Below are 12,250 nucleotides of genomic sequence, written 5' to 3'. Positions count from 1 at the left end.
CGGATGTACTTCACCGGCCCAATGGTTCATTTGATGGTATAGTTAGGTGCAAACCTATTGATGAAATGCAAACTGACAGAATGAACACTCCCTTAAAAAGAGTTACCCGCGAGGAGGCCGAAAATGTCGCACTCCAGGCTTTTTCCTTCCTGACGAGCGATGAGGAGCGTCTCGAGCGCTTCCTGGCCGTCTCCGGCCTGCAACCGGATACCATCCGATCGGCAGCCTCGTCTCCCGGCTTCTTTGCCGGGATCCTGGATTACGTCGTCGCCGACGAGCCGCTGCTGGTTGCGCTGGCCAAGGAGCTGAACACCAAGCCCGAGCACATCATGGAGGCCCACTGGACCCTCTCCCCGTCCGAGTTCGAATAACCCCGATCGCCCATGAGCGAAGCGCCCTTTTGCCGTGACTGCCTGACGCTTTCCGCCAGTTTCCTGGCGGAACGGTGCTCGGCCTGCGGGTCCCCTCGTCTTCTTCGGCACAAGGAGCGCGACAGCCTCTCGATCGCCCACGTGGATTGCGACGCCTTCTTCGCGGCTGTGGAAAAGCGGGATGATCCGAGCCTGGCCGACAAGCCGGTGATCATCGGCGGCGGCAAGCGCGGGGTCGTCTCCACCGCCTGCTATGTGGCGCGCACCTACGGCGTGCGCTCGGCCATGCCCATGTTCCAGGCGCTCAAGCTTTGCCCCCAAGCCACCGTGATCAAGCCCAACGGAGAGAAGTACAGCAAGGCAGGCCGCGAGGTGCGCCAGCTGATGCGGGAGCTGACCCCGCTGGTCGAGCCTGTCTCCATCGACGAGGCCTTTCTCGATCTGACCGGCACGGAGCGGCTGCATCACGGCAGCCCTGCTCTGACCCTCGCCCGCTTCGCCCACAAGGTGGAGAAGGAAATCGGGATCACCATCTCGGTCGGGCTCTCCTACAACAAGTTCCTGGCCAAGATCGCCTCCGACCTCCGGAAGCCGCGGGGCTTCTCCATTATCGGGCGCGAGGAGGCGGCGGACTTCCTCGCCGACAAACCGGTTGGGATCATCCCCGGGATCGGGGCCTCAGCCCAGAACAGGCTCGCAAAGGTCGGCGTGACCCAGATCGCCCACCTGCGCGACGTGTCGCTGAAGATCCTGTTCGAAGCCCTCGGCCGCGACTCGCAACGCCTCTCACGCCTCGCTTGGGGCGAGGACCGCCGCTCGGTCAACCCGGAGCGGGAGACCAAGAGCATCTCGGCGGAAACAACCTTCGAGACGGATCTGCGGTCGTTCGAAGATCTGGAACCGATCCTGTGGCGGCTCTCCGAAAAGGTTTCGCGCCGTCTCAAGGCATCGGGCCTTGCCGGTCAGAGCGTAACTTTGAAACTGAAGGACAAGGAATTCCGGCTTCTGACCCGGACGCGCTCGGGCTTGGCGCCCACCCAGCTCGCAGCTCGCCTCTTCGACCCGGCCCGACAGCTGCTGAAAGGCGCCTGCGACGGAACGGCCTTCCGCCTCATCGGGATCGGCGCGGCCGACCTCTGTGATGCGGCAGATGCGGACAAGGGCGACCTGGCGGATCAAAGTGTCGTGCGCCAGGCCCACATGGAGGCGGCCATCGACAAACTCCGCGACAAGTTTGGGGCGAATGCCGTGCAAAAGGGGATCGTGCTGCGCAAACCTTAGCGCTGGCAGGGGCTGGGCGCTTGAACGTCCAGGCTCTTGAGGTCGCCCCTCAAGGCGAAATCGCCGTAATCGAGTTTCAGGGCACGGCTGACGCCGTTCTCGTAGAGTTCGAACGAGATCGTGTAGACGGGCGTCCTGTCGGCTTTCCCTTCCTCGAAGTAGCTGATGGTGACAGGCCACCGCGCCACCGAGGCGAGCTTTTCGCCCTGGGTGACGTCCTCGAGGGACGCCGCGGCCGCTCCCGGCTCGATCCTGCGCCCGATCAGACCAAGAGTGTCATAAACTTTGTCGCCCTTGTTGGATCCGTCATAGACCTTCACCGACAGGGTACTGTCCCCCCGGCGCCCCGCCTCGATCAGACGCTTGAGATGCTCCGTTGGAAACACCGTCTCGCCTGCGGCTTCGAACGCCTTTCTCTTAGGCTGTTTCAGGTCGACGTTGAGGTTCCCCTGGGGTGTGAGCCTGGCGTCCCCGTCGACTTCGCCGTCCTTGATCATGCCCTGCCGGAACGACGTAGACTTGAAGTGCATGGAGCGGCCATCGCCGGTCTCATAGGTTGCGGTCTGGATATCGAGCGTGTTCGAGCCGGACTCGCTGCTGTTGAGGATGGTGACCTGCCGGTACTTGAGCGTGTAGCCGTCGCAGGCATCGCCGCCGAACTCCATGGCGATCCGCCCCGTGGCGTTATCAACGCCATTGGAACCGCCGGCCCGCAGCAGCGAGAGGTCATAGACAGCCCTGTGAGGCACCAGTTGAACCGAAGGCTTCGGCGTTTCCGCAAAGACGGGGTCAAGCAGGGCGATGGACAGGCCACAGGCTACAACGAGGAAACGCATATCTTCTCCCGATCCGACGCGAGCCAAGATAGGACCCTCCTGCGAACAGAGCAATGTTCTCGCTTGCGTCCTTACGGCTCATCCGCCACTACTCCGTCCGGATGATGTCACAAAACGAGGCCTCCATGAGCGCTGTGGACAAGAAACTTCAGGAATTGGGTATCACGCTTCCAACCCCGGCCACGCCGGTTGCAAATTACGTCCCGTTCGTCCGAACCGGAAACCTGATCGTCATTTCCGGGCAGCTCTGCCTCGGCCTCGACGGCAAGCTTTCCGACGCGCACAAAGGGAAGCTAGGGGCCGAGATCTCTCCCGAAGTCGGCCAGGAGGCGGCACGCCTTTGCGCGATCAACCTGCTCGCCCAGCTCAAGGCCGCTGTGGGTGATCTCGACCGGGTCACGCGCTGCGTGCGCCTCGGCGGCTTCATCAACGCCGTGCCGACCTTCGCGGCTCTTGCCCCCGTGATGAACGGCGCCTCCGACCTGATGGTCGAGGCCTTAGGCGACGCGGGCCGCCATGCCCGTTCCACCGTCGGGGTCGCGGAGCTGCCGCTTGATGCCTGTGTCGAAGTCGAAGGAATGTTTGAGGTCCAATGAGCACCCCGAGCTGGCTCGTCGCGAAGCCCATCGCCCATCGCGGCCTCCACAACAAAGCCGAAGGCATCATCGAGAACACGATCTCGGCTGCGGAAGCCGCCATCGCGCGGAGCTTCCCGATCGAGCTCGACGTCCAGCTGACTGCCGATAACGAAGCCATCGTGTTTCACGACTTCGAACTCGATCGCCTTACAGGCCAGACCGGTCTCGTGGCCGAGCGCAAGCTTTCGGAGCTGAGTGGGATCGAGATCGCCGGCGCCAAGGGCGGGGACAAAATTCCGGCATTCACGCGCTATCTCGGCACGATCGCCGGACGCACGCCCTTGATCGTCGAGATCAAGAGCAGGTTCAACGGCGACATGCGGTTGACCAAGCGCGTCATCGAGATCCTGGCAGGTTATAGCGGCCCCTTCGTGGTGAAGTCGTTCGACCCCGACATCGTGGCGTTTCTGCGCCAGCATGCGCCTGATATCACGCGCGGCTTCATCGGCGAGTTGGAATACGCCTCGAAGGCTGACAGCTTCCTGACGCCTGAAAAGAAGCACCGCATGGCGAACCTGCTGGACTTCGAAGAGATGCAGCCACACTTCCTGTCCTGGCGCGTGAAGGACATCCCCTGCGCGTCGACCCATCTCAGCAGGATCCTGAGCAGCCTGCCGGTGATGACCTGGACGGTGCGGACGCCCGAGGACCGCTCTCACGCCGAGAAGCACGCCGACCAGATGGTCTTCGAGGGCTTCCTGCCCTGACGCCTTGCCGCAGCGGTTGCAAGGATCTCGCCGAGCGATTAGCTCTTAAGCCTGAACGGCGAGATCCCTGCCCCCAGTGACCTTCCAAGTCAAAATCGCCCAAGGCCTGAACGCGGTCTCCGCTGCCGACTGGGATGCCTGCGCCGTCAATACCGGCTCCGGCGACGACGATCCGTACAACCCGTTTGTGTCTCACGCATTCCTGTCAGCCTTGGAGGATTCCGGCTGCGTCGGGGCGAAGACCGGCTGGGCGCCGCTTCATGTTCTCGTCGAGGACGAGACGGAGAGGCTCCTCGGGGCTGCCCCCTGCTATCTGAAGTCCCATTCCATGGGCGAGTACGTGTTCGATCACTCCTGGGCCGATGCGTATACGCGCGCCGGCGGGCGCTATTACCCAAAACTCCAGGTCGCAGTTCCGTTCACGCCGGTCACGGGCCCTCGCCTCCTCGCTCCGAACGGGCCACATGCGGCAGAGATCCGCTCCTACTTGGTTGCTGGCCTGAGGGCCTTGAGAGACCAGACCGGCGCCTCGTCCATTCACGCCACCTTCTTGCAGGAAGCGGACCTCAAAGCGCTGATGTCAGAGAGGTTCCTGCAGAGGGACGATCAGCAGTTCCATTGGTTCAATGACCGCTACGGCAGCTTCGACGATTTTCTCGGCATGCTGGCCTCGCGCAAACGCAAGGCAATCCGGCGTGAGCGGCGTGACGCCCTGGCGAACGGCATTTCCATCGAGTGGGTTACCGGACGCGACATCACGGAGGCGCATTGGGACGCCTTTTTTGCCTTCTACATGGATACGGGATCGCGCAAGTGGGGCCGGCCCTATCTTAACCGCCGCTTCTTCTCCCTCATCGGCGAACGCATGGCCGACCGGGTCCTGCTCGTCATGGCGAAGCGCAATGGGCGCCATATCGCGGGCGCGATCAACTTCATCGGGGATAAGCGGCTCTATGGACGCAACTGGGGATGCATCGAGGATCATCCCTTCCTGCACTTCGAGGTTTGCTACTATCAGGCCATCGAATTCGCCATCGCCCGCGGCTTGGACCGGGTGGAAGCCGGCGCTCAGGGAGAGCACAAGCTCGCACGGGGCTACAAGCCCGTCATCACGTCTTCGGCACACGACATCGCCGACCCTTCCCTGCGCAGAGCCGTTCAAGCGTATCTCGATCAGGAGCGACTTTATGTGTCCGAGGCCTCCGAGGAATTGGCGGCAGCCACCCCGTTCCGGCACCGGGATGAGGACTAGAAATCGGCTCAAGGCGCCGTCGCGCTCTGCCGGGAAGCGCGAATATAGGCGGTAAAGCTTTCGAGATATCGGCGCAGCTGCTCCTCGATCTTCTGATCTGCGAAGGTGCCGTCCTGGTTGAAGACCGTTTGTGCCCGGGACACCATCAGGCGCCCTCCGGCCCAGAAATCCGCTCTGAGCGTCCGCAGGACCGGAAGCCATGCGGTCTGGGACAGGATCGTCCCGAAGCTCCCGGGCGAGGCGCCGATGATGGCGACCGGCTTGTTGCCGAAAACACGCTTGATGTCCGTGTCCGGCCGGGAGAGCCAATCGATGGCATTCTTGAACACGCCCGGAATGGAGTTGTTGTACTCTGGCGTGACGAGCAAAAGGCCGTCCGCGGACGCGATGGCCTCCTTCAACTCGGTCACCCGCGGCGGAATTCCTTCATTGATCTCGACGTCGCCATCGTAGAGCGGGATTCCACGGATCGTTTCGATGACGAGCTCCGCGTTCGCGGGCATCAGGCCCGCAGCGTTCCGCAGGAGGGTGGAGTTGTACGAGGCCTGGCGCAGGCTTCCCGAAATGCCGATCAGTTTCGTCACGTCGATCCCGTTGATGGTCAGGCGCTCAACCCTGGACGCAGGTCGCGGGCTGAAAGCCGCTCTTCAAAACGTCAAGCCGCACCGGCGGTGACCCGGTGCGGCTTGAAAGACAGGCTGGGTCGAAACCCGGTTGACCTCAGAGACTGGAGATGATCGCGTCGATGCCTTCCATGATCGCAGCCGGCGAGGTGCCGACTGCGTTCAGGCCGATGGTCAACAGCCAGTAGCAGCCGAAGACGATCAACGGCACGAGGATCCAGCCCAGCAATTCCTCGAACCAGACACGCCGGCGTCGACGCTGGTAGCGCTTCTCGCGCCAGGACAGCTTCGCCGGAGCGTCCAAGGTCCGGGACGCCTCCAGGGGTCCCTCGTGAATCTCACTCGTCATGCTCTAACCAATGGAACTTTCGGAACGGTGCGGACACCTCCGCCCCCATTACCATCGGATCCTTTCGGTTTCACCGCCTTTTTCGACTTCGAAGAAGCGGTCTTGGCCTTGGGCTTCTTCTTGGCGGCATTCGTGACGTCCTTTTCGGGCTTCGGCTTCACCGGACCGTCGACGTATTCGAAGCCGAGGTTCTGCAGGCCGATTTCGTCCGTTTTGACCACCACGCGGACGGCTCCGCCATTTTTCAGGCGTCCGAAGAGGACCTCATCCGCCAGCGGCGTCTTGATGGTCGACTGGATCAGGCGACCCATCGGGCGGGCACCCATGGCCTCGTCATATCCGTGCTCGACCAGCCAGTCGCGCGCCTCGTCGGTGAGCTCGATCGAGACGTTGCGGTCGGCAAGCTGCGCGTCGAGCTGCATGACGAACTTGTCGACCACCTTCTGCACCACTTCCTTCGGCAGATGAGCGAAGGAGATGACCGCATCGAGACGGTTGCGGAACTCGGGCGTGAACAGCTTGTTGATCGCTTCCGTATCGTCACCTTCACGCTTGGTTCGGGTGAAGCCGTAGGCCGGACGGGCCATGTCGGCGGCGCCCGCGTTCGTGGTCATGATGATGATCACGTTGCGGAAATCGACCTGCTTGCCGTTATGATCCGTCAGCTTTCCGTGGTCCATGACCTGGAGCAGGATGTTGAACAGATCCGGATGGGCCTTCTCGATTTCGTCGAGCAGGAGCACGCAATGCGGATGCTGGTCGACGCCGTCCGTCAGGAGGCCGCCCTGGTCGAAGCCCACATAGCCGGGAGGGGCGCCGATGAGGCGGCTGACGGTATGGCGCTCCATGTACTCCGACATGTCGAAGCGCAGGAGCTCGACTCCGAGCGAAGTGGCCAGCTGCTTGGCGACCTCGGTCTTGCCGACGCCTGTGGGGCCGGCAAACAGGTACGAGCCGATCGGCTTTTCCGCATCGCGCAGGCCAGCACGCGCCAGCTTGATCGCCGAGGACAGGGCCTCGATGGCCTTGTCCTGGCCGTAGACCACCCGCTTCAGGGTGTCCTGAAGGTGGGCGAGAACCTCCGCATCGTCCTTCGATACGGTCTTGGGCGGGATGCGGGCCATCGTGGCGATGGTCGCCTCGATCTCCTTGATGCCGATGGTCTTCTTGCGACGGCCTTCGGGCAGGAGCATCTGGGACGCGCCGGTCTCGTCGATCACGTCGATCGCCTTGTCCGGCAGCTTGCGGTCATTGATGTAGCGAGCCGACAGTTCCACGGCCGCCTTCACGGCGTCGTTGGTATACTTGAGCTTGTGGAAGTCCTCGAAATAGGGCTTCAGGCCCTTCACGATCTCGATGGCATCCGGCACCGAAGGCTCGTTGACGTCGATCTTCTGGAAACGGCGCACGAGGGCCCGGTCCTTCTCGAAATACTGGCGGTATTCCTTGTAGGTGGTGGAGCCGATGCAGCGGAGGCTGCCCTGAGCCAGGGCCGGCTTCAGTAGGTTAGAAGCGTCCATCGCACCGCCAGAGGTGGCACCGGCGCCGATCACCGTATGGATCTCGTCGATGAACATGATGGCGTTCGGGTGCGCCTCGATCTCCTTCATGACCTGCTTCAGGCGCTCTTCGAAGTCGCCGCGGTAGCGGGTGCCGGCCAGGAGCGTGCCCATGTCGAGGGAGAAGACGGTAGCGCCCTTCAGAACCTCCGGCACCTCGCCCTGGACGATCTTGCGGGCAAGCCCCTCCGCGATGGCGGTCTTGCCGACGCCGGGCTCGCCGACGAGGAGCGGGTTGTTCTTCTGCCGGCGGCACAGGACCTGAATGGTGCGCTGCACCTCGGATTCGCGCCCGATCAGCGGATCGATCCGGCCTTCCTTCGCCTTTTTGTTGAGATTGACGCAGTAAGCTTCGAGCGCATCGCCTTTTTTCTTACCCCGCGCATCGCTCTCGTCCTGGGTCGGACGCTCGGTCGAGGATTCCTCCTCGGATCCGCGCGGCGAGCGGCTCTCGGTGAGGCCGGGGCGCTTGGCGATCCCGTGGCTGATGTAGTTGACCGCGTCGTAACGGGTCATGTCCTGCTCCTGCAGGAAGTAGGCGGCATGGCTCTCGCGCTCGGCGAAGATGGCCACAAGCACGTTCGCGCCGGTCACTTCGTCGCGACCGGACGATTGGACGTGGATCACCGCCCGCTGGATCACGCGCTGGAAGCCGGCCGTCGGCTTTGAGTCCTGGCGCCCGTCAGCCACGAGATTGGCGAGTTCGCTGTCGACGTAATCGACCAGATTCCGGCGGAGAACTTCGATGTCGACATTGCAGGCCCGCATGACGGCCGCGGCATCCTGGTCGTCGATTAGCGCCAGGAGGAGGTGTTCGAGGGTTGCGTATTCATGCCGGCGCTCGCCTGCGAGAGCGAGGGCTCGGTGAAGGGCTTGTTCAAGACTGCGAGAAAAGCTCGGCAAAGGCTTGTCCTTTATGAGACGGGGCTCGGCTAATTCTTTTCCATGACACATTGCAGAGGGTGCTGGTGCTTCCGGGCAAAGTCCATGACCTGGGTCACCTTCGTCTCAGCAACTTCGTAAGTAAAAACTCCACATTCCCCCACGCCGTTCTGGTGTACGTGCAACATGATCCGGGTCGCATCCTCGCGGTTCTTGTTGAAGAACCGCTCCAGCACGTGCACCACGAACTCCATCGGGGTGTAATCATCGTTCAAGAGGAGAACGCGGTAAAGGTTCGGCCGTTTCGTGCGCGGTTTGGTTTTCGTGATGATGGCCGTATTCGAGCGACCGCCATCATCGCCTCCAGGAGGCTGTGACCCGCCGGCAGCGGAAATCGGACGTAACTCCGACTGGGTCAAAGTACCTTGAGCTAACCGCAGCATAATCGGACGACCGCCCCTTCTTCTATTCTTGGCCCTCGGCCTCCGGCCCTTCCTGTTTCGAGCCGCCGGCACCAAGCCAAATGTATAGTCGCTCCATTCGGTTCGCTAGATCAACCAGATGGGTGGTCGCAGCCCTGATGGAAAGAGCGACATCTTGGTCAATCCTGCGCGAGCGGCCAAGCGGGAAGCCAAGCTCTGGATGCATGGCAGCCCCAATGCAAAACGCCCGGGACATGCCCGGGCGCTCCGTGAGAGAGGATCTGGCTGTCAGCCGCCTTACGCAGCCGTGGCCTTGGAGAGGAGCCCCTCGTAAGGCTTGACCGTCTCCGTCGCGAGGGCCGAGTAAAGCGCACCCATCTTGGCCGTCTGGCTGACGAGGCTGTCATAAGCGCCTTTCACGTAGGCGGCCTGGATTTCAACAGCCTTATCCAAGGTCTGCACCCCGAGCAACTTCTCAACCGTGGACGAGGTCTGCTCAAAGGATTTGCGGGCAAAATCTGCCGCCTCGGCTGCGATCGCCTGGCTGTTGCTGGAGAAAGCGCCGAGCGCCTTTACGGTGGCATCCAGGTTGTCCTGGCCGAATTTCTGAATCTGGGTAAACGGCTGAAGCATTGTGAACCTCGGCAATAAGGCGTTAGATGACGGTTGGCGCAACTGGATAGCCAACGAATTCAATATGTGCAGTGCACAAATTTTGTCAAGTTTTATTGTGCAGCGCACAATGTCCATGTCAACCGATCTTCCTCCGTTAACGGCCCCGTAACCGCGATCTCTTACCGTCAGGATATGTGTTGCGCCGGCAACGGTTCCTACCAGAGAGCCGGGTGCAAGGGCCTAGAACCAAACGAAACAGGGATTTTTGCAGCATGAATTCGGTTTGGATGGGACGCCGAACGACATGGGCTCTTATTAGTATCGTTGCGTCAGTCGCCGTTGCGATTACCTCCCCGGCGGAAGCCGCGCGCCGCAAGGTCAGGTCGTCCGGTGGTGGTTACAGTCCCCTGGCCGCGTCCATTGTCGTCGACACTAAGACCGGCAAGATCCTGCAGGGCGAGAACATCGACGAGCCGCGCATCCCGGCTTCGATCACGAAGGTCATGAGCCTCTACCTGCTGTTCGAGCAGCTCGAACGCGGCCGCATGCGCCTCGATACGCCCCTCACCGTCTCGGCCTATGCCGCAAGCCAGCCGCCGACCAAGCTCGGCCTGCGCCCCGGATCGACCATCGAAGTCGACGATGCCATCAAGGCGATGGTGACCCTGTCCGCCAACGACGTGTCCGTCGTAGTGGCCGAGAACATCGCCGGTTCCGAGGATGCCTTCGCTCAGATGATGACCCGCAAGGCCAGGGAGCTCGGCATGAGCTCGACCGCCTTTTACAACCCGCACGGCCTGCCGCACGAGCCGCCGAACATCACGACCGCCCGCGATCTGTCCGTCCTGGGGCGAGCCATCCAGGACCGCTTCCCGAAGTACTTCGCCTATTTCCAGACCCGCTCCTTCCAGTACGGTAAACGCACCATCCGCGGCCACAACCGGTTGCTCGGCAAGGTCGAAGGCGTGGATGGCATCAAGACCGGCTATACGCGCCTGTCGGGCTTCAACCTTCTGACCTCGGTCAACACCGACACCCGCAGCATCGTCGCCGTCGTGCTCGGCGGCCGCTCCGGCGCTTCCCGCGACCAGAAGATGGCGGCTCTTATCGACAACCATCTGCCCCGCGCCTATGCCGGCGCCCGGACGACGCCAGCGATGGTCGAGAACCAGCCCGCCATGGTTGCCGAAGCTCCGGCACCACGCTCCGTCGAGCCTGCTCCCATTGCAGCCCCTGTGAAAGTGGCTTCGGCCACCCTTCAGGCGCCCATTGCGCAGGCCTCGACGCCTCAGGCCGCGCCGGAACGCAAGCCGCTCGACCTGAACACCCTTCGTCCGGTCGTCGCCTCGGCAGCCGGCGCCAGCTCGACCACCACTCCTTCCTCAGTGCGGTGGCAGAAAGGTCAGGAGCCACTGCCCCTGAATGCTCAGGCCTATGCGGCCCTTCCGACGCCCGCTCAGATCCCGGCCACTCAGAAAGCTGCTCTGCAGGCCAAGATCGAGGCGAAGGCCGTCGAGCCTTCGCCTGCCGCGAACAAGACCGCCTCGCTCAAAGCTGACGTTCCCAAGGCCGAAGCACCCGAGCCCAAGAAGGCCGTGACTGGCTGGGTCATCCAGCTCGGGGCTACGGACGACGAGGACAAAGCCAAGGCCATGCTTGACTCCGCCCGCAACCGGTTCGGCAAAGTCCTGGCCAAGGCCGCTCCGTTCACCGAGAAGGTGACGGTCGACGGCAGCACCCTCTACCGCGCCCGTTTCTCCGGCTTCTCCGAGTCCGACGATGCCGCAAGCGTTTGCAAGCAGCTCAAGAAGGGCGGCGTGAACTGCTTCGCCGCACGTGGCTGACCCAAACTGAAGATCTCTGCGACGGCGCGTGTGTTAGCGCCGTCGCAGCTCGAAAACTCACCGGATCGCGCGTGGAGTATCAGCGATGTCGGCCAAGCAAGACTTCTCTCGCCTCGTTCACGCGAGCCGCGAGGTACGCCGTCCCTCCTTGGTCGGGATGGAGTTTCTTCATCAACGTCCGATGCGCTTTTCGGATCTCGTCGAGGCTCGCACCCGGCTGAAGCCCCAGGATCTGATAGGCTTCCTCTTTCGTCATTACGCCCGAATGCGCATGGGTGCGCGTCCGCGTGTCACGGTCTCCCTGAGCGTTTTCACGCCAGCCGGCAAACCGGCGATCAAAATAAGCCTCTAGGAGCGGGACGCCCTGGGGATCGTGGGCGCTGCACTCGTCATAGAGACGGCGCAGGGCCTCCGGGTCGAGGCTGGAGAGGCGGCGGCCCGCTAAGGCCCCGACCAGAATGCTGCCTTCGACAGCCCCGGTCGCGTGGTCGATCTCCATCTCGATCATCGCCGACCGAATGCGGGAGAACCGGCCGGTTGCCTGCTGGAATTTCCGCCAGGGCCCAGGAAGGTTCAAGGCCTCCCAACCCAGCGCCCAGGCGCCGAAGCCGCCGAGCAGAAGGGCCATGTCGAAGCGGCCCTTGATGCCCAGGAGCACGGCTGCCCCCAGCGCAGCGATGCCGGCCAGAGTTTTGAGGCTCTTCGCCAGAGCCTTGGTGTCGCTACGCGTATAAGCTTTGGCGAGCCACCATAGAAGGGCGACCGCGGCGATTCCAAGAAGCAGCATCATCGTTTTCTTCCCCATCCCAAGATGTGGGCCGGGATGGGGCGGATGTAAATTGCCATCTCCGAAGAATGGTGGCGGAGGCCG

The 12,250-nt window shown here is 62.5% G+C and carries 13 protein-coding genes; 6 read left to right on the top strand and 7 right to left on the bottom strand.

What is annotated here, in order from left to right; translation table 11 throughout:
• Positions 1-80: 80 nt before the first annotated feature.
• Together VB672_RS09730 and VB672_RS09725 are read left to right on the top strand one after the other, a co-directional pair.
• Positions 81-371, top strand: coding sequence for a DUF3572 domain-containing protein (locus VB672_RS09730; RefSeq protein ID WP_329783985.1), 291 nt, complete (start codon positions 81-83; stop codon positions 369-371).
• A gap of 12 nt (positions 372-383) precedes the next feature.
• On the top strand, positions 384-1,652 hold the full coding sequence (locus tag VB672_RS09725; RefSeq protein ID WP_329783984.1) for a DNA polymerase IV: 1,269 nt from the start codon (positions 384-386) through the stop codon (positions 1,650-1,652).
• Here the strand turns inward: VB672_RS09725 and VB672_RS09720 are convergent.
• On the bottom strand, positions 1,649-2,488 hold the full coding sequence (locus VB672_RS09720) for a cell envelope integrity EipB family protein (RefSeq protein WP_329783983.1): 840 nt from the start codon (positions 2,486-2,488) through the stop codon (positions 1,649-1,651). The two genes, VB672_RS09725 and VB672_RS09720, sit on opposite strands and share 4 nt — an antisense overlap.
• Positions 2,489-2,613: 125 nt before the next feature.
• On the opposite strand from VB672_RS09720, the gene VB672_RS09715 reads away from it, so the two are divergent.
• From VB672_RS09715 to VB672_RS09705, 3 genes are all read left to right on the top strand, one after another.
• Complete coding sequence (locus tag VB672_RS09715; protein WP_329783982.1) at positions 2,614-3,084, top strand: RidA family protein; 471 nt, start codon at positions 2,614-2,616, stop codon at positions 3,082-3,084.
• Positions 3,081-3,833, top strand: a complete 753-nt coding sequence (locus tag VB672_RS09710) for a glycerophosphodiester phosphodiesterase family protein (protein WP_329783981.1) — start codon at positions 3,081-3,083, stop codon at positions 3,831-3,833. Before VB672_RS09715 ends, VB672_RS09710 begins: the two co-directional genes overlap by 4 nt.
• A 76-nt stretch (positions 3,834-3,909) precedes the next feature.
• On the top strand, positions 3,910-5,085 hold the full coding sequence (locus VB672_RS09705) for a GNAT family N-acetyltransferase (protein WP_329783980.1): 1,176 nt from the start codon (positions 3,910-3,912) through the stop codon (positions 5,083-5,085).
• Between the two features lie 8 nt (positions 5,086-5,093).
• Here VB672_RS09705 and VB672_RS09700 read toward each other — a convergent pair whose 3' ends face one another.
• From VB672_RS09700 to VB672_RS09680, 5 genes are all read right to left on the bottom strand, one after another.
• Positions 5,094-5,669, bottom strand: coding sequence for an NADPH-dependent FMN reductase (locus tag VB672_RS09700; RefSeq protein ID WP_329783979.1), 576 nt, complete (start codon positions 5,667-5,669; stop codon positions 5,094-5,096).
• A gap of 136 nt (positions 5,670-5,805) precedes the next feature.
• Entirely contained in the window at positions 5,806-6,057 is a 252-nt protein-coding gene (locus tag VB672_RS09695) for a hypothetical protein (RefSeq protein WP_329783978.1), read from the bottom strand.
• Positions 6,054-8,519 (bottom strand): ATP-dependent Clp protease ATP-binding subunit ClpA, encoded by a 2,466-nt coding sequence (gene clpA / locus VB672_RS09690; RefSeq protein ID WP_329783977.1) that lies wholly within the window; start codon positions 8,517-8,519, stop codon positions 6,054-6,056. The genes VB672_RS09695 and clpA overlap by 4 nt, the downstream gene beginning before the upstream one ends.
• A gap of 29 nt (positions 8,520-8,548) precedes the next feature.
• Positions 8,549-8,941, bottom strand: coding sequence for an ATP-dependent Clp protease adapter ClpS (gene clpS, locus VB672_RS09685; protein ID WP_329783976.1), 393 nt, complete (start codon positions 8,939-8,941; stop codon positions 8,549-8,551).
• Between the two features lie 276 nt (positions 8,942-9,217).
• On the bottom strand, positions 9,218-9,670 hold the full coding sequence (locus VB672_RS09680; protein WP_329783975.1) for a phasin family protein: 453 nt from the start codon (positions 9,668-9,670) through the stop codon (positions 9,218-9,220).
• A gap of 137 nt (positions 9,671-9,807) precedes the next feature.
• Here VB672_RS09680 and VB672_RS09675 point away from each other — a divergent pair, with 137 nt between their 5' ends.
• A complete protein-coding gene (locus VB672_RS09675; RefSeq protein WP_329783974.1) occupies positions 9,808-11,379 on the top strand; it encodes an SPOR domain-containing protein in 1,572 nt (523 codons plus the stop codon).
• A gap of 79 nt (positions 11,380-11,458) precedes the next feature.
• On the opposite strand, the gene VB672_RS09670 is transcribed toward VB672_RS09675, so the two are convergent.
• Positions 11,459-12,169, bottom strand: a complete 711-nt coding sequence (locus VB672_RS09670; RefSeq protein WP_329783973.1) for a DnaJ domain-containing protein — start codon at positions 12,167-12,169, stop codon at positions 11,459-11,461.
• Between the last annotated feature and the right edge of the window lie 81 nt (positions 12,170-12,250).

Origin of the sequence: Microvirga sp. CF3016 (assembly GCF_036314085.1) — a bacterium.
GTDB lineage: Bacteria > Pseudomonadota > Alphaproteobacteria > Rhizobiales > Beijerinckiaceae > Microvirga.
This window is presented reverse-complemented; position numbering and strand designations above follow the sequence as displayed.